Here is a 16,299-nt window from a genome sequence, read left to right on the forward strand (position 1 = left end):
CCGTAGGCACGGCGGATCGTCCCGGACTGGATACGATCTCGGCATGTCGACGAGCCGCATCCGCAAGGAGGTCGACGAGGCGCTGCACGCCTTCGTCGATCACCGGCGCCCCGTCCTGGCCGCCATCGGCGATGATCTCGCCCCGCTGATGGCCGCGCTGGACGCCCTGCTCGCGGGGGGCAAGCGGCTGCGTCCGGCGTTCTGCTACTGGGGGTGGCGCGCGGCGGGCGGCGCGCCGGACGACCCGGGGCTGGTCGCGGCGGCGGCGTCGCTGGAGCTGCTGCAGGCGAGCGCGCTGATCCACGACGACGTGATGGACTCCAGCGACACCCGGCGGGGGCAGCCGTCGGTGCACCGCCGGTTCGAGGCGCTGCACCGGGCGGAGGGCTGGCCGGGCGCGGCGGGCCCGTTCGGGGAGGGCACCGCGATCCTGCTCGGCGACCTCTGCCTGTCCTGGTCGGGTGAGATGTTCGAGGGCTGCGGGCTGGACGAGGAGCGCCGGGCGCGCGGCCGGGCGGTCTACGACCTGATGCGCACCGAGGTCATGTGCGGCCAGTACCTGGACATGCTGGTCGGGACGCGGGGGCACGCGTCGGCGCGGGACGCGCTGCGGGTCGTCGAGTTCAAGAGCGCGAAGTACACGATCGAGCGCCCGCTGCACCTGGGCGCGGCCCTGGCCGGCGCGGGCGAGGACGTCATGTCGGCGCTGACCGGGTACGGCCTGCCGGTCGGCATCGCGTTCCAGCTGCGCGACGACGTGCTGGGCGTGTTCGGCGACCCGGCCGAGACGGGCAAGCCGGCGGGCGACGACCTGCGCGAGGGCAAGCGGACGGCGCTGATCGCGCTGACGCTGGAGCGCGCCACGGCGGCGGAGGCGGCGGTGCTGGAGCGGCGGCTCGGCGATCCGGGCCTGGACGGGGCGGGCGTGGACGAGCTGCGCGGCATCATCACGGGCAGCGGCGGGCTCGCGGCCTGCGAGGAGATGATCGACCGGTTCGCCGGCGACGCGCGCGCGGCGCTGGCGGCGGCGCCGATCGACGAGGCGGCCCGGCACGCGCTGGGCGAGCTCGCGGTCGCGGCGATCGCCCGCCGCACCTGACGCACGCCGCACCCGACGCACCCCGTACCCGGAACGCCGGCGCGGGCCGGCCGTGCTCACCGTTGACGAAGTGTCGAATGTGACACGATCCGGCCAATCTCGCGCGGCGGGGTAGCACCATCCCACCATTTGGTGGCAGAAATGTCGGCATGTGCGCCGACAACCCCGGAAGCCGCGTCCCCCGCATCGCCCCCCTCCCCGAGGAGGAGTGGGACGACGTCCTCAAGGCGGTGGCCGCGACCACCGGACCGCTCCACGTCTTCACCACGCTCGGCCGGCACCGCGAGCTGTTCAACGCGTGGATCGGCTTCGGGTCGATGATGCTGCTGCAGGGCTCGCTGGGCGCCCGCGACCGGGAGCTCGCGATCCTCCGGGTGGCGCACCAGCGCGGGTGCGACTACGAGTGGGGCCACCATCGCCGGCTCGGCCTGGAGGCGGGGCTCACCGAGAGGGAGATCGCCGCGCTCCGGCTGGACCTCGAGGCCCACGGCTGGAGCGAGGACGACCGGATGGTCCTCGCCGCCGCCGACGAGCTGCACGCGCACGGCACGGTCACCGACGCGACGTGGAACGCGCTGGCGACCCGGTTCGGGGAGCGGGAGCTGATCGAGCTGGTGATGCTCGTCGGCCAGTACCACATGCTCGCGTTCGCGCTGAACGCGCTGCGCGTGCAGCCCGACGAGGAGCCGTGATGCGCCGCGTCCTCACGGCGGCCGGCGCGGCGGCGGCGCTGGCGGGGGCGGCGCTCGTCCCGGCGGGCGCGGCGGCGGCGCCGTCCCGCTGCGGCGATCCCGTCCAGCGCCCCTGGTGCCGGACGGACCTGACCCCGGACCGGCGAACGACGCTGCTGCTGGCGAGGATGACCGAGGACGAGAAGATCGGCCTGCTCTCGTCGGACGATCCGCTCGGCGGCCCGCTCGGCGGGTTCATGGAGACGGCGCACGCCGACACCAACGCGGGCGTCCCCCGGCTCGGCGTCCCGCCGCTCTACATGACGGACGGCCCGGCGGGCGTCCGGCAGGGCAGGGCGACGGCGCTGCCCGCCCCGATCGCGCTCGCCGCCGGGTTCGACCCGGCGCTGGCGCGCAGGTACGGGGGGACCGTCGGCTGGGAGGCGCGGCACCGCGGCAACGACCTGGTCTTCGGCCCGACCGTGGACGTGCTCCGCACCCCCCGCAACGGCCGGACGTTCGAGGGGTTCGGCGAGGACCCCCACCTGTCGGCGGGGCTCGGCGCGTCCTGGATCCGGGGCGCGCAGGAGCAGGGCGTCATGGCGTCGGTGAAGCACCTCGCCGTGTACGCGCAGGAGACCGACCGGCTGTCGCTCAGCATGAGGGTCGACGCCCGCACGCTCCGGGAGATCTACCTGGTGCCGTTCGAGGCCGCGGTGACACAGGGGCGCACCGCGACCGTGATGTGCGGGTTCGGCAGGCTGAACGGCCGCTGGGCGTGCGAGGACGGCTCGGTCCTCAACCGGATCCTGCGGGGCGAGTGGGGCTTCACGGGATTCGTGCCGTCCGACCACACGGCCGTGCACGACGCGGTCGCGGCGGCGAACGGCGGGCTCGACATGGAGCTGCCGATCGGCATGAAGTACAACGCTTTCCTGCTGAAGCGGGCCGTCCGCGACGGGACGGTGGCGCAGGCGACGGTCGACGGGCACGTCCGCAACATCCTGCGGACGATGTTCGCCTTCGGGGTCTTCGACCGGCCCGCGTACGCCAACGACCTCACGGGCATCGACCGGTCGGCGAGCGAGGCGACGGCCCGGCAGGTCGCCGAGGGCGGCATGACGCTGCTGAGGAACGAGGGCGGAATCCTGCCGCTGGCGGCGCCGGCGTCGATCGCCGTGATCGGGAGGGCCGCCGAGCAGGCGCAGAGCGGGTTCGGGTCGGCGAACGTCGTGCCGTTCACGGCCGTGAGCGCGCGGGACGCGCTCGCCCGCCGGGCCGGCGCCGGGACGAGGATCACCTACCGGGACGGCGGGAACGCGGACGACGCGGTCGCGGCGGCGCGCGGCGCCGAGGTCGCGATCGTGTTCGCGACCGACGCGCAGGGCGAGTTCTTCGACAAGTCGTGCCTGACGCTGAACTGCGGTGATCCGCTGCGCGGCGACCAGGACGGGCTGATCTCCCGGGTGGCGGCGGCGAACCCGAACACGGTCGTGGTGCTGCAGACGGGCGGCCCCGTCCTCACCCCCTGGGCGGGGAGGGTGAAGGGCATCGTCGAGGCGTGGTACCCGGGACAGCAGGGCGGCGACGCGCTGGCCCGCGTCCTGTACGGCGACGCGGACCCGGGCGGGCGGCTCCCGGTGACGTTCCCCGCCGCCGAGGGCGACGCCCCCGCGGCCGGGAACCCGGCGCAGTACCCGGGAGTGAACAAGACGACGACGTTCTCCGAGGGCGTCCTGGTCGGCTACCGGCACTACGACCGGAAGGGGCTGACGCCCGCCTTCCCGTTCGGGCACGGCCTGTCGTACACGACGTTCGGCTACGGCGGGCTGAAGGTCTCGTCCACGGCCGTCCAGGTGACCGTGACGAACACGGGCGCGCGGACGGGGACCGCCGTCCCGCAGCTCTATCTCGGGCTGCCGTCGCCGCGCGCCGGGGTCGTGCAGCCGCCGAGGCAGCTGAAGGGCTACGCGAAGGTCACGCTCGCCCCGGGGCAGAGCACGCGGGTGACGTTCCCCCTGACGTCCCGGTCGTTCGCCTACTGGGACACGGCGTCGGACGCGTGGAGGGTCGCCCCGGGCTGCCACCGGGTCATGGTCGGCACCTCGTCACGGCGGATCGTCCAGGCGGGCACCCTGGGAACCTGCCGGTAACAGGGGGAACGTGTGAAAAATGGGGTTCCGCTGCCCTTGCCGGATGTGGCGCGGTACAAAGGAGGCATTCTTCGTCCGTCCCCGCCGAGTCGGAGTCCCACGTGCCGAACGACACCTCCCGAGGGAGGGTGAACACCCATCCCCCGCGTCCCGCCCACCCGGTCGGCGCGGGCCGGACGGCGCCGCGCGGCGAGCGGGGCGAGACGCCGCTGCGCCCCGGCGACCCGGACCGGATCGGCGGCTACCCGCTGATCGGCCGGCTCGGCGAGGGCGGGCAGGGCGTGGTGTACCTCGGCCGGGACGCCGAGGGCGGGCTCGTCACCGTCAAGGTGCTGCGGAGCGGCGCCGCGTCCGGGCGGCGGGCCCGCGAGCGCCTCGCCCGGGAGGCGGACGCGGCGCTCCAGGTCGCCGGGCGGCACACGGCCCGGGTGCTGGACGCCGACGTCGCCGCCGACGACCCCTACCTGGTCAGCGAGTTCGTCGACGGACCGCCGCTGCAGCGGGTCGTGGCCGAGCGCGGGCGGCTGCCCGGCCCGCAGCTCCGCAAGATGGCGCTGCGCACCGCCGCGGCGCTCGCCGCGATCCACCGGGCCGGCATCGTGCACCGCGACTTCACCCCGGCCAACGTCGTCCTCGGCCCGGACGGCGCGAAGGTCATCGACTTCGGCATCGCCCGCGTGCCGGACGCGGCGCCGCTGACCACGAGCCCCATCGGCACGCCCGCCTACATGGCGCCCGAGCAGATCGAGGACGAACCGGTCGGACCGCCCGCCGACGTGTTCGCCTGGGGCGCGACGCTGGTGTTCGCCGCGACCGGGCGCCCGCCGTTCGGGACGGGCCCGAGCGCGGCGGTGATGCGGCGGGTCACCACCCGGCGCCCCGACCTCGGCGACATGGAGGGCCCGCTGCGCGAGCTCGCGGCCCGCTGCCTGGACAAGAACCCGTCGGCGCGTCCGACGGCGCGCCAGCTCGTCCGCGCCCTGCGGGACGGGCAGGAGCCCGCGCCGAAGCCGAAGCCGACCCGGATCCCCCGCTACCGCTGGCGGATGATGGTGGCCCTGCTCGGCGTGATCGTGGCGGGGTTCGCGCTCGGCGTCCTCGTCTGAGCGCCGCGCCGGGTCACCAGTGCGGCGGACGGTCCTCGATCAGCCGCGTGTCGTCGTCGGGCTCGCCGCGCCACTCGCCCCAGCCGCCGTCGGTGTCGTCGGACGTCTGGTCGGGCAGGAGGGCCGGTTCGTCGTCCAGGTCGACGTGCCGGTCGTCATCGGGTCCCACGGTCATGATCCCATTCTCGCCTAGAGGGGGAGCTCCGCGAGCCGCCGGGAGAACGCGGCGGCGGCCGCGCCCGGATCGTCCGCCTCGGTGATCGCGCGGACGACCACGACGCGGCGCGCGCCCGCGGCGAGGACCTCGTCCAGGTTCGCCAGGTCGATGCCGCCGATCGCGAACCACGGCCGGGATCCGCGCCGCCCCGCCACGTGCTCGATCAGCTTCAGGCCGGGCGCGGGACGGCCCGGCTTGGTCGGCGTCGGCCACACCGGGCCGGCGCAGAAGTAGTCGACGCCGGGCTCGGAGGCGGCGGCGTCCGCCTCCGTGTCGGCGTGCGTGGACCGCCCGATGAGGAGGTCGCCGCCCGCGATCTCCCGGGCGGCGGGCACCGGCAGGTCGTCCTGCCCGAGGTGCAGGACGTCCGCGCGGACGGTGTGCGCGATGTCGGCCCGGTCGTTGACGGCGAGGAGCGCGCCGTGCCGGTCGCACGCGTCCCGGAACACCTCCAGGTACGCCATCTCCTGCCGTGCCTCCAGGCCCTTCTGGCGCAGCTGGACGAGGTCGACGCCGCCGGCCAGCGCCGCGTCCAGGAACTCCGGCAGGTCGCCCTGCCGCTCCCTCGCGTCCGTGCAGAGGTACAGCCGCGCCCGGGCGAGGCGGGAGCGCAGCGCGACGGCGCGTTCGGTGGGGATGTGCCTGGACACGGCGGCGGGAGTTCCTTCCAGAGTCGGAGGCCGGGGTCACGGACGTGACCCCGGCCGCGGTGAGCCGAGAGCTAGAACGCCAGGGCCTGGGCGCGGCGCCGGACCTCGGTGCCGCGGTTCTCGCTCAGGGCCTGGACGGGCGTGCCGGGCAGGGTGTCGTCGGGGGTGAAGAGCCACCGGAGGGTCTCCACCTCGTCGAACCCCGCGTCCGACAGGAGCGTGAGCGTGCCGGACAGTCCCTTGACGACCTGGCCTTCCTTGATGAACGCGGCGGGCACCATGGGCTCTCCCCCGCGGCGCACGGCGAGCAGCCTGCGCTCGCTGAGGAGCTGCTTGATCCGGTTGGTCTTGAGCCCGAGCCGGTCGGCCGTCTCCCGGAGGGAGAGCCACTCGCCGGCGAGGGCGTCGGTCCGGGGGTCGAGGGCGCTGTCGACGGTTGCGTGCATCTGCGTCACGCCACCTGCCTACCACTCCTTCGGAAGCCGCAAACCCGTTCGGCGCCCGATAGGCCCCACTGTGCTGCGCTATGGGCGAACGGCCTGCCGGATGGCGACGTCCGGATCGGCGATCAGGCCGGGGTCGACGGGGGTGCCCGCGCCGATCACGCGCCGGGCCTGCGCGAGGTCGCGCGGCCGGTCGACGGCGAGGATCGCGTCGAGCCGGTCACCGGTCAGCCACGCCACCGACCATTTCGCGCCGGACGGGTCGCCGCGGTGCACGAGCCGCTCGGACGCCGCGTGGTTCCCGGCGTACTGGACCATCCGGCCGAACTGCTCCGACCAGAAGTAGGGGGCGGCGTCGTACTCCGCGTCCTGCCCGAGGAGGGTCGCGGCGGCGGTCTCGGGGGCGTTGAGGGCGGTGTCCCAGTGCTCGACGAGCAGGCGCCGCCCGTACCGCCCGGACCACCACTCGGCGCAGTCGCCGACCGCGACGACGTCGGGACGCGCCTCCCCCGCCGTGCCCGGCTCGGCGCCCTCCCGCACGGTGCGGCACGCGCCGTCGGTGACCACGCCGCGCTCCAGCAGCAGACCGGACCCGGCGAGCCAGTCCAGGACGGGCCGCACGCCGATCCCGACGACGACCTCGTCGGCGTCGATCCGGCCGCCGCCGGCGAGCGCGAGGCCGCCGGAGTCGACCTCGGCGACCTTCACGCCGGTGCGCAGCGCCACGCCCGCCTCCGCGTACCAGGGGACGGTGAGGCGCCCGATCTCGGGACCGAGCGCGTGGGCGAGGGGCGCGTCGGCGGCCTCGACGACCGTCACCTCGCAGCCCTTCTTCGCGGCGGTCGTCGCGACCTCGGCGCCGATCCAGCCCGCGCCGACGATCGCCACGCGGGTGCCTTCGACGAGGCGTCCGCGCAGGTCGCGGGCGTCGTCGATGGTGCGCAGGATGTGCTGCCGGCCGTCCCCCGGGAGGGTGACGGGGGCGGCGCCGGTCGCGATGACGAGCCCGTCGAACGGCATGTCGCCGGCCGTCGTGGCGAGGACGCCGCCGCGGCCCGGCGCGTCCAGCCGCAGGCCGGTGGCGCGCTCGCCGAGCCGCAGCTCGCAGCGCAGGGCGTCCCAGTCCGCGTCGACCGTGGTGTCGTCGGTCTCACCGGCGATGACGGCCTTCGACAGCGGCGGCCGGTCGTACGGCCGGTGCCGCTCGGCCGACACGAGCGACAGCGCGCCCGCGTACCCCTTGCCACGCAGGGCCTCGACGGCGCGCACGCCGGCCAGCCCGCCACCCACGACGATCACTCGGTCCATGGGATACCACCCTATCCGGGGACGAACCGGGCCTTGTAGACGAGTGTCCAGACAGTAGGACATCTCACGGTGGCCGTATGGTGGGAGCGTAGAGCGCGGGAGTCCGGTGCGACCGGGCTGAGAGGGCGGCTGGACGGGCCGCCGACCGCCTGACCTGATCCGGATCATGCCGGCGAAGGGAGCGCGCATGGACATCGCCATCATCGGGGCGGGCGCCATCGGTCTCGCGACCGCCTGGAAGGCCGCCGAGGGCGGCGCCGCCGTCACCCTCATCGACCCCGCCCCGGGGAGCGGCGCCACGCACGTCGCGGCGGGGATGCTGACCCCGGTCAGCGAGCTGACCTACGGCGAGGAGCCGCTGCTCCGCCTCGGTCTGGCGTCCCGCGAGCGGTACCCGTCGTTCGTCGCCGAACTGGAGGAGCTGACCGGTCTCGGCACCGGCCGCCGCACCGACGGCATCCTGCTCGTCGCGTTCGACTCCGACGACCTCCGGTACGTGGACGATCTGCGCCGGTTCCAGGAGTCGCTCGGCATCCCGTCCGAGGCCCTGACCGGACGCGAGGCCCGGCGGCTGGAGCCGATGCTCGCGCCCGGCGTCCGGGGCGGCCTCCTCGCCCCCGAGGACGGCTCCATCGACCCGCGCAGGCTCACCGCCGCGCTGCTCGCCGCCACCGAGCGGACCGGCGTGCGGCTCGTCCGGCGCAGGGCCGCCGGGATCGTCGTCGAGCGGGACGCGGCGGCGGGCGTCCGACTCGACGACGGCACGGAGGTCCGCGCCGACCGGGTGCTGCTGGCCGCGGGCCCCTGGTCGGGCGACCTCGACGGCCTCCCTCCCGGGACCGTTCCATCCGTCCGGCCGGTCAAGGGCCAGGTGATCCGTCTCCGCACCCGCGCGCCGTTCCTCGGCCGCACCGTCCGGGGGCTCGTCAAGGGCTCCCACGTTTACCTGGTCCCCCGCGCGGACGGCGAGATCGTCGTCGGCGCCACCCAGGAGGAGCTCGGCTTCGACACCCGCGTCACCGCGGGCGGCCTCTGGGAGCTCCTGCGGGACGCCCGGGAACTGCTGCCCGGCATCACCGAACTCGACTTCGCCGAGGTCACCGCCGGTCTGCGCCCCGGCTCCCCGGACAACGCGCCCATGATGGGCGCGACCGGCCTGCCCGGCCTCCTCCTCGGCACGGGCCACTTCCGCAACGGGATCCTGCTCACCCCCGTCAGCGCCGACATCCTCTCGGCACTGCTGCTGGACCGCCCCGTCCCGGACATCGCCGCCGCCTTCACCCCCGACCGCTTCACCGCCGACCGCTTCACCGCCGAGGTGTCCCAGTGAACGTCATCGTCAACGGCGAGGCCCGCGACCTGCCCGCGGGCGCCAGCGTCGCCGACGCGGTCGCGGCCGTCACCGCCGCCCCGTCCGGCGTCGCCGCCGCGCTCAACGACGAGGTCGTGACCCGGTCCGCGTGGGCCGCGACACCGCTCCGCGAGGCCGACCGCCTCGAAGTGCTCACCGCCGTCCAGGGAGGCTGACCATGACCGATACGGGCGCCGACCCCCTCGTCATCGCCGGGGAGGAGTTCGGCTCGCGGCTGATCATGGGAACCGGCGGCGCGCCCAGCATGCACGTCCTGCGGGAGGCGCTCACCGCCTCCGGCACCGAGCTCACCACGGTCGCGATGCGCCGGGTCGACCCGTCCGCGCGCGGCTCGGTCCTGGACGTCCTCGCCGCCTGCGGCATCCGCGTCCTGCCGAACACCGCAGGCTGCTTCACGGCGGGCGAGGCGGTGCTGACCGCGAAGCTCGCCCGCGAGGCGCTCGGCACGAACTGGGTGAAGCTCGAGGTCATCGCGGACGAGCACACCCTGCTGCCCGACCCCGTCGAGCTCCTCGACGCCGCCGAGCAGCTCGTCGCCGACGGCTTCGTCGTCCTGCCCTACACCAGCGACGACCCGGTCCTGGCGCGCCGGCTGGAGCAGGCCGGCTGCGCGGCGGTGATGCCGCTGGGCTCCCCCATCGGCTCCGGCCTCGGCATCCGCAATCCGCACAACATCGAGCTGATCGTCGAGCGGGCCGACGTGCCGGTCATCCTGGACGCGGGTCTCGGCACGGCCAGCGACGCCGCCCTGGCCATGGAGCTGGGCTGCGACGCCGTCCTCCTGGCGACCGCCGTGACCCGGGCGCAGTCCCCCGCGACGATGGCCGCGGCGATGCGCCACGCGGTGGAGGCGGGCCGCCTCGCGAGGCGGGCGGGGCGCATCCCCATGCGCCGCTACGCGCAGGCGTCCTCCCCCTTCGAGGGCCTGGCGTCCGGCCGGGCAAATCTATAGCGATACTTACATGTCGGGTATAGAGATATTAACTGGACCTGGACGATGAGCGCCGCACAGACTGCGTGACATGCGCGAACAGACGATCGACCGGCTTGCGGTCGCGGCGGCCTCGGTGACGGTCCTGCTCTGGGCGTCCGCCTTCGTGTCGATCCGCTCGGCCGGCGAGGAATACAGCCCCGGCGCCCTGGCCTTGGGCCGCCTCCTATGCGGCACGATCGTCCTCGGCGCGATCTGGCTGGCCCGGCGCGAGGGCCTGCCGCCGAGGGCCGCCTGGCCCGGCATCGCGACGGCGGGCCTGCTCTGGTTCGGCGCGTACATGGTCGCCCTGAACTGGGGCGAGCGCCTGGTGGACGCGGGCACCGCCGCCCTGGTCGTCAACATCGGCCCGATCCTGATCGCCCTGCTCGGCGGCTGGCTCCTGAACGAGGGCTTCGCCCCCCGCCTCATGGCGGGGATGGCGGTCTCCTTCGCGGGCGCGGTCGTCGTTGGCCTCTCGATGTCGGGCGAGGGGACGTCCTCGGTCCTCGGCGTGGTGCTGTGCGTGGTCGCGGCCGTCACGTACGCGTGCGGCGTGGTCAGCCAGAAGCCGGCGCTGCGGCACGCGTCCGCCCTGCAGTTCACCACGTTCGCCTGCGCGATCGGCACCGTCGCGTGCCTGCCGTTCGCCGGGCGGCTGATCGGCGAGGCGGGGGACGCCTCCGCCGGCGCGACCCTGAACATGGTCTACCTGGGCGTCTTCCCCACCGCCCTGGCGTTCACCACATGGGGGTACGCGCTGGCCCGCACGTCGGCGGGCAAGATGGGCGCCACGACCTATGCCGTCCCCGCCCTGGTGGTGGCGATGTCGTGGCTGTTCCTGGGCGAGATCCCCGGCCTGGTCACCCTCGCGGGCGGCATCCTGTGCCTTGCGGGCGTGGCGGTCTCCCGCAGCAGGGGAGACGCGCCGGCCACCCCCGTGACACCCGACCCTGCGGCACCATTGATGGATGCTCATACTCGGGACTGATGAGATTCATGGCAAATCACCTTTAAACTTCGCGTGATGGACACGTCGGTCGCAGATCCACTCGTCGGGCAGGTGCTCGACGGGCGCTACCGCATTGAGTCCCGGGTGGCGCGCGGCGGCATGGCGACGGTGTACGAGGCCCGCGACCTGAGGCTCGACCGCACCGTCGCGATCAAGGTGATGCACGCGGCGCTGGCCGCCGACGAGGGCTTCGTGGCGCGCTTCATCGGCGAGGCGAAGGCCGCCGCGGCGCTGTCGCACCCGAACGTCGTCGCGGTCTACGACCAGCGCACCGACAGCGAGCACGTCTTCCTCGTGATGGAGTACGTCGCCGGCCGCAACCTGCGCGACGTCCTCGACGAGCACGGCCGGCTGGGCCCGCGCGCCGCGCTGGAGATCATGCAGCCGGTGCTGGCCGCCCTGGGCGCCGCGCACCGGGCCGGCCTGGTGCACCGCGACGTCAAGCCGGAGAACGTCCTCATCGCCGAGGACGGCCAGGCGAAGGTCGCCGACTTCGGCCTCGCCCGCGCCGAGGCGTCCAGCGGCATGACCAGGACCGGCATGATCATCGGCACGGTCGGGTACCTCGCGCCCGAGCAGGTCCTGAACGGCACCGCCGACATCCGCTCGGACGTGTACGCCGCCGGGATCATGCTGTACGAGATGCTCACCGGCGAGCCCCCGCACCGCGGCGACACCCCCCTCGCGGTCGCCTACAAGCACGTGAACGAGACCGTCCCGCCGCCGTCGGCGGCGGTCCCCGGCCTCCCGCACCAGGTCGACGCACTGGTCACCCGCGCGACCAGCCGCGACCCCGACCACCGCCAGCAGGACGCGAACCGGTTCCTGGCGGAGGTCGCCGAGGTCTTCGGCGGTCTCCCCCGCGACTTCGACCGCCGCCTGGAGGAGTCGACCCGCGTCCGGCACACGGCGCTGCTGCCGCCGCCGCGCGCTGGCCACACCGCCGTCCTGGACCCGCGGGAGTACCCGGCACGTCCGGCGCAGGAGGAACGATCGAACCGCGCCGTCGGCATATGGGCCGTCACCGCCGTGGGTGTGGTCGCGGCGATCGTCCTCGGGTGGGCGGTGTGGTACCAGACGTACGGCCAGTACGACCACGTCCCGGACGACATCATCGGGATGAGGGTGGCGGACGCCCGCGAGCGGCTGGAGGACGGCGGCCTGGTGGTCCGCGTCGCCGACCGCCAGTACAGCGACCGCGTCCGCAAGGGCGAGGTGGCCAAGTCGGACCCTCCGGCGGGCGCCCGCGTGGCGAAGGGGCATACGGTCGTCCTGACCCCGTCCGCGGGCCGGGCGCCGCGCGAGGTCCCGGACGTCACGGGCAAGTCCCTGGGCGACGCGCGGAAGACCCTCCAGAAGGAGGGTTTCACCGTGGGCCGGGAGAGCAGCACCCCCTCCCAGACCGTCGCGAAGGGCAAGGTCGTCCAGACCGCCCCCGAGGCCGGCCGGAAGCACTCCCCGGACGACCCCGTCGACATCGTCGTGAGCACGGGCATGTCGATGCCCGACCTCGTGGGCGACGACGGCGACGACGCCGCGAACCGCCTGCGCTCCATGGGCCTGGACGTCAAGGTCGAGAAGAAGCAGGTGGGCGGCAAGCCCCCGGGCAGCGTCATCAGCCAGAACCCGGCGCCCGGTACCGGCGTGTCCGGCGGCGACGACGTCACGATCGTCGTGAACAAGCGGGACTGCCTGGTCGACGCGGGCCCGATCCAGATCGGCTGCGACGACGGAGACAACAGCAGGATCCCCGTGCCCGACGTGACGGGCCGCACCGTGGAGGACGCGTCCCGCGTGCTCCGCGACTCCGGCTTCCAGGTGAACGTGACGGGCTTCGGCGGGAACATCGTCCGCTTCCAGAGCCCGAGCAACGGCCGGGCGCCCCGCGGCTCCACCGTCACGATCGTCAAGGGACCCTGACCCAGCGGATACTCTGAACGCCTTATGACCTCAGCGAACAACCCCGTGGGCGCGCACGTGCCCGTGGCCGGCGGCCTCGCCACCGGCGGCCTGAAGTACGCCGCCGAGATCGGCGCCGAGGCGGTCCAGGTCTTCGTGTCGAATCCGCGCGGCTGGGCCCTGCCCGACGGCAAGGCGGCGGAGGACGAGAAGCTCCGCGCCGCCGGCCTCCCGGTCTACGTCCACGCCCCGTACCTGGTGAACTTCGGCTCTCCCAGCGAGGAGACCCTGGAGAAGTCCCTCGCCACGGTCCGCCACTCCCTCACCCGGGGCCGGGCGATAGGCGCCCGCGGCGTCGTGGTCCACACCGGTTCCGCGGTGAGCCAGACCTACGACGAGGCGATGGCGCAGATCCACGAGCATGTCCTCCCCCTCCTCGAGGAGATCCCGGAGGACGGCCCGCACCTCCTCCTGGAGCCGATGGCGGGCCAGGGCAAGATGCTCTGCGCCAAGGTCCAGGACCTCGGCGGCTTCTTCGAGAGGCTGGAGCACCACCCGAAGCTGGGCGTCTGCCTGGACACCTGCCACGCCTGGGCCGCGGGCCACGACCTGACCGCCCCGGGCGGCGTCAAGGAGACGCTGGACGCCCTGGCGGCGACGGTGGGCCAGGGCCGCCTGAAGCTGATCCACGCCAACGACTCCAAGGACCCCTGCGCCTCCGCGAAGGACCGCCACGAGAACATCGGCGCCGGCGAGATCGGCGAGCGCCCCTTCGCCGACCTCTTCCGCCACCCGGAGACGAAGGGCGTCCCCCTCATCATCGAGACCCCGGGCCGGGCCCCCGAACCCCACGCGAAGGACATAGAGACCCTGAAGAGGCTGAGGGACGCCTGAGGCTCGGATGGCCCGCACGCCCGGAGGGTCTGAGAACGCAAAAGACTCGGGCGCCGATGCACAACCCCCCGACTGTGCAGCGGCGCCCGAGCCACAGGTCGCCTGATCCCACCCCCCCGGTACGGGATCGGGCGACTCACGACCCAGTGCGCGCAGTGCGGCACCGGGTCCCCGGTTTTGCTGTTGTGGGAGGTTTCGCGGTGGTGGCCGCCCGCCCCTCCGTGGGCGGTGTGGCGTGTGGTGCCACTGAGAACACTAGAGGCCGGGGGGCGCCGGGGGTACCGTGATGACGCCACCCTCGCTGAACGGTATGTAGTCAACGATATGCGTTCGGTAGTCGTACGTCGAGTGGTCGGTTTCGCGGGACGAACGGCTTCCAGGCCGCTCCGGGCGGTCGTGATTTTCTTACCGTGAGTTCGTCGCCGTACTGGTCAGGCATGCTTTTCAGGGAGATGGAGCCGGGCCAGGGCGCGTTCGGCGGCCTGCGGCGGACGGGTGCCCCGGGACACCGCGACCATGGTCGCGAAGGCCAGCGGGACGGCGAGCAGGGCGGGCTGCCCGATGATCGCGGCGGGCCAGCCCGTCCCGGCGCCGCCGAGCAGCCGGACGATCCCGGCCGCCACGGCCAGGCCGCCGCCGGCGAGCAGGCCCGCGGCGGCGCCGGCGGCGGTGAGGCCGCGCCACCAGATACCGAGGACGAGCAGCGGGCAGAGCGAGCACGCGGAGACGGTGAGGGCGGTCGTGAGGAGCAGGGCGGCGCCCTCGGCGCCGATCCGAGGGACGACCGTGAGCGGGGCCGCCAGCGCGAGCACCGCGCAAAGCCGGAACGCGGTGACGCCGCCGCCGCGCCGCATGCGCTGCGAGAGCGTGCCGGCGATAGCGACGACGATCGCGCAGGCGGTGGAGATGAAGGCGGCGAACGCGCCGGCCGCGACCAGGCCGGTCAGCAGCGCGCCGGGGGCGCCGGGCAGCATCCGCTGCGGGAGCAGCAGGACCGTCGCGTCCATGTCGCCGGTCACGAGGAGCTCGGGCGTGTAGAGGCGCCCGAGCATCCCGTGGACGGCGGGGAACAGGGAGAACAGCGCGAGGAAGGCGGGGATGTAGGCGGCCGTCCGGCGGGCGGCGGCGCCGCTCGTATTGGTGTAGAAGCGGGTCAGGATGTGCGGGAGCCCCATCGTGCCGAGCAGGACGCCGAGCAGGGCCGAGAAGGTGCCGTACAGGGCGTGGGAGTGGGCGCCGCCGAAGGGGGTCGCCCAGGTGGCGCCGTCCTTGACCGGCAGCCGTTCGGCGTGCGGGACGACCGCGCCGGCCGGGAATGCGAGTTCGGTGCCCTTCCCCACGGTGTGCCGTCCGGACGACAGGGTGAGGCCGCCGCCGTCATGGCGGACCCCGTCGACGCGTCCGCGCACGGTGACGGCGACGTCCGCGGGGACCGTCAAGGCCGCCGGAGCGCTGACCCGCACGACCGTGTCGCGGGGGAAGTGCGGCAGCCGGTCCGCCGCCGGGTCGGGGGCGCCGTCGAGGCGCCACATCGCGAGCAGCGCCACGGCGGGCACGGCGACCGCGACGAGCTTCAGCCAGAACCGGGCGCCGCGCAGGCCGCCGGCCCCGGCCAGGGCGAGCGCCGCGCCGACGACGACCGCCCAGCCGGCCTCCTCGGGGGCGCCGGTCAGCACGCGGAGCGTCACGCCCGCGCCGTGGAACTGGGGCAGCAGGGAGAACCAGCCGACGAAGCAGACGCAGCCGGTGACGATCCGCCGCACCGCGCACGAGCCGAGGCGCCACTCGGCGAAGTCGGACAGCGTGTAGGCGCCGGAGCGGCGCAGCGGCGCGGTGACGAGCGCGAGCAGCAGGACGTGACCGGCCGTGGCGGCGAGCGGCAGCCACAGCATGTCGGCGCCGTGGACGAGGACGAGTCCGGCGGTGCCGAGGAACACGGCGGCGCAGACGCACTCGCCGCCGATCGCGGTCGCGTTCCGCACGGGGCCGACCCCCCGGGACGCGGCGAGCAGGTCGGACGTGGTGCGGGCCCGGTTGCGGGCGTGCGCACCGAGCAGCGCGGTCACCGCCGGCACCACGACGAGCACGGTGAGCGCGGCCGCGACGGCCGGCACGGTCACCGGGTGTCCATGCCGGCGCGGTACGCGTTCTCGGCGCGTTCGGCGTGCCGGAGCTGCCGCAGCGCCACGATGATGCAGAGGGGCTGGACGCCGAGCGCCAGCAGCGGCCAGACCAGCGGCACCCCTCCGATCCGGAGGTCGCCGAGGCCCGGGACGAGGACGAGCAGCAGCGGCGGCACCGCGACGACCGCGAGCACGACCGCGCAGGTGCCGAGCGCGATGCGGAGCTGGACGCGGATGAGGGCGCGGCTCGCGGCCACCTCCTCCGGCCGCACACCGGACCGGAACACGACCGGACCCGAACACCGCGGACGCGGTACGCCCCCCGAGGGCCGGCGGACGGCCTCCACACGGCCGACCCGCCCCACACGACGGACCGGTTCCG

16 protein-coding genes and 1 riboswitch are annotated in these 16,299 nt (G+C 74.5%); of the genes, 10 read left to right on the plus strand and 6 right to left on the minus strand.

The window, feature by feature from the left end; translation table 11 throughout:
- Window positions 1–43: 43 nt before the first annotated feature.
- From IE99_RS0101340 to IE99_RS0101355, 4 genes are all read left to right on the plus strand, one after another.
- On the plus strand, window positions 44–1,099 hold the full coding sequence (locus tag IE99_RS0101340; protein ID WP_030145011.1) for a polyprenyl synthetase family protein: 1,056 nt from the start codon (window positions 44–46) through the stop codon (window positions 1,097–1,099).
- Between the two features lie 149 nt (window positions 1,100–1,248).
- Window positions 1,249–1,791, plus strand: a complete 543-nt coding sequence (locus IE99_RS0101345; protein WP_030145012.1) for a carboxymuconolactone decarboxylase family protein — start codon at window positions 1,249–1,251, stop codon at window positions 1,789–1,791.
- Complete coding sequence (locus IE99_RS0101350; RefSeq protein WP_037558434.1) at window positions 1,791–3,923, plus strand: beta-glucosidase family protein; 2,133 nt, start codon at window positions 1,791–1,793, stop codon at window positions 3,921–3,923. The genes IE99_RS0101345 and IE99_RS0101350 overlap by 1 nt, the downstream gene beginning before the upstream one ends.
- A gap of 101 nt (window positions 3,924–4,024) precedes the next feature.
- Window positions 4,025–5,029, plus strand: coding sequence for a serine/threonine-protein kinase (locus tag IE99_RS0101355; protein WP_030145014.1), 1,005 nt, complete (start codon window positions 4,025–4,027; stop codon window positions 5,027–5,029).
- Between the two features lie 13 nt (window positions 5,030–5,042).
- On the opposite strand, the gene IE99_RS32315 is transcribed toward IE99_RS0101355, so the two are convergent.
- From IE99_RS32315 to IE99_RS0101375, 4 genes are all read right to left on the minus strand, one after another.
- Window positions 5,043–5,204 (minus strand): hypothetical protein, encoded by a 162-nt coding sequence (locus tag IE99_RS32315; RefSeq protein WP_169744375.1) that lies wholly within the window; start codon window positions 5,202–5,204, stop codon window positions 5,043–5,045.
- Window positions 5,205–5,218: 14 nt separating this feature from the next.
- Window positions 5,219–5,896, minus strand: a complete 678-nt coding sequence (gene thiE, locus IE99_RS0101365) for a thiamine phosphate synthase (protein WP_157609955.1) — start codon at window positions 5,894–5,896, stop codon at window positions 5,219–5,221.
- A 71-nt stretch (window positions 5,897–5,967) separates the two neighbouring features.
- The gene (locus tag IE99_RS0101370; RefSeq protein ID WP_051711849.1) at window positions 5,968–6,342 is read right to left on the minus strand and encodes an Rv2175c family DNA-binding protein; all 375 of its coding nucleotides are present in this window, start codon (window positions 6,340–6,342) and stop codon (window positions 5,968–5,970) included.
- 78 nt (window positions 6,343–6,420) lie between these two features.
- The gene (locus IE99_RS0101375; protein WP_030145017.1) at window positions 6,421–7,647 is read right to left on the minus strand and encodes an NAD(P)/FAD-dependent oxidoreductase; all 1,227 of its coding nucleotides are present in this window, start codon (window positions 7,645–7,647) and stop codon (window positions 6,421–6,423) included.
- Window positions 7,648–7,732: 85 nt separating this feature from the next.
- Window positions 7,733–7,845, plus strand: a riboswitch (TPP riboswitch).
- On the opposite strand from IE99_RS0101375, the gene thiO reads away from it, so the two are divergent.
- From thiO to IE99_RS0101405, 6 genes are all read left to right on the plus strand, one after another.
- Window positions 7,835–8,977 (plus strand): glycine oxidase ThiO, encoded by a 1,143-nt coding sequence (gene thiO / locus IE99_RS0101380; protein ID WP_084219199.1) that lies wholly within the window; start codon window positions 7,835–7,837, stop codon window positions 8,975–8,977. It overlaps the preceding riboswitch by 11 nt.
- A complete protein-coding gene (gene thiS, locus IE99_RS0101385; protein ID WP_030145019.1) occupies window positions 8,974–9,174 on the plus strand; it encodes a sulfur carrier protein ThiS in 201 nt (66 codons plus the stop codon). Before thiO ends, thiS begins: the two co-directional genes overlap by 4 nt.
- A 2-nt stretch (window positions 9,175–9,176) precedes the next feature.
- Entirely contained in the window at window positions 9,177–9,971 is a 795-nt protein-coding gene (locus IE99_RS0101390; RefSeq protein ID WP_030145020.1) for a thiazole synthase, read from the plus strand.
- A 70-nt stretch (window positions 9,972–10,041) separates the two neighbouring features.
- Window positions 10,042–10,980 carry a DMT family transporter gene (locus tag IE99_RS0101395; protein WP_030145021.1) on the plus strand — a complete coding sequence of 313 codons (939 nt, stop codon included), beginning with the start codon at window positions 10,042–10,044 and terminating at the stop codon, window positions 10,978–10,980.
- Between the two features lie 36 nt (window positions 10,981–11,016).
- Window positions 11,017–12,921 (plus strand): Stk1 family PASTA domain-containing Ser/Thr kinase, encoded by a 1,905-nt coding sequence (gene pknB / locus IE99_RS0101400; RefSeq protein ID WP_030145022.1) that lies wholly within the window; start codon window positions 11,017–11,019, stop codon window positions 12,919–12,921.
- A 24-nt stretch (window positions 12,922–12,945) separates the two neighbouring features.
- On the plus strand, window positions 12,946–13,794 hold the full coding sequence (locus tag IE99_RS0101405) for a deoxyribonuclease IV (RefSeq protein ID WP_030145023.1): 849 nt from the start codon (window positions 12,946–12,948) through the stop codon (window positions 13,792–13,794).
- A 431-nt stretch (window positions 13,795–14,225) separates the two neighbouring features.
- Here IE99_RS0101405 and IE99_RS0101410 read toward each other — a convergent pair whose 3' ends face one another.
- Both IE99_RS0101410 and IE99_RS0101415 read right to left on the minus strand, forming a co-directional pair.
- Entirely contained in the window at window positions 14,226–15,914 is a 1,689-nt protein-coding gene (locus IE99_RS0101410; protein WP_037558437.1) for a sodium:solute symporter family transporter, read from the minus strand.
- Window positions 15,911–16,204, minus strand: coding sequence for a hypothetical protein (locus tag IE99_RS0101415; RefSeq protein ID WP_051711764.1), 294 nt, complete (start codon window positions 16,202–16,204; stop codon window positions 15,911–15,913). Before IE99_RS0101415 ends, IE99_RS0101410 begins: the two co-directional genes overlap by 4 nt.
- Between the last annotated feature and the right edge of the window lie 95 nt (window positions 16,205–16,299).

It is taken from the genome of Spirillospora albida (genome assembly GCF_000718255.1).
Classification (GTDB): Bacteria; Actinomycetota; Actinomycetes; order Streptosporangiales; family Streptosporangiaceae; genus Spirillospora; species Spirillospora albida.

Coding starts and splice junctions, on each gene's coding strand:
- IE99_RS0101395 (WP_030145021.1), top strand. CDS start 10,042: ATGCGCGAACAGACGATCGACCGGCTTGCGGTCGCGGCGGCCTCGGTG.
- IE99_RS0101340 (WP_030145011.1), top strand. CDS start 44: ATGTCGACGAGCCGCATCCGCAAGGAGGTCGACGAGGCGCTGCACGCC.
- IE99_RS0101405 (WP_030145023.1), top strand. CDS start 12,946: ATGACCTCAGCGAACAACCCCGTGGGCGCGCACGTGCCCGTGGCCGGC.
- IE99_RS0101390 (WP_030145020.1), top strand. CDS start 9,177: ATGACCGATACGGGCGCCGACCCCCTCGTCATCGCCGGGGAGGAGTTC.
- IE99_RS0101350 (WP_037558434.1), top strand. CDS start 1,791: ATGCGCCGCGTCCTCACGGCGGCCGGCGCGGCGGCGGCGCTGGCGGGG.
- IE99_RS0101345 (WP_030145012.1), top strand. CDS start 1,249: ATGTGCGCCGACAACCCCGGAAGCCGCGTCCCCCGCATCGCCCCCCTC.
- thiO (WP_084219199.1), top strand. CDS start 7,835: ATGGACATCGCCATCATCGGGGCGGGCGCCATCGGTCTCGCGACCGCC.
- IE99_RS32315 (WP_169744375.1), bottom strand. CDS start 5,204: ATGACCGTGGGACCCGATGACGACCGGCACGTCGACCTGGACGACGAA.
- IE99_RS0101370 (WP_051711849.1), bottom strand. CDS start 6,342: ATGCACGCAACCGTCGACAGCGCCCTCGACCCCCGGACCGACGCCCTC.
- IE99_RS0101375 (WP_030145017.1), bottom strand. CDS start 7,647: ATGGACCGAGTGATCGTCGTGGGTGGCGGGCTGGCCGGCGTGCGCGCC.
- pknB (WP_030145022.1), top strand. CDS start 11,017: ATGGACACGTCGGTCGCAGATCCACTCGTCGGGCAGGTGCTCGACGGG.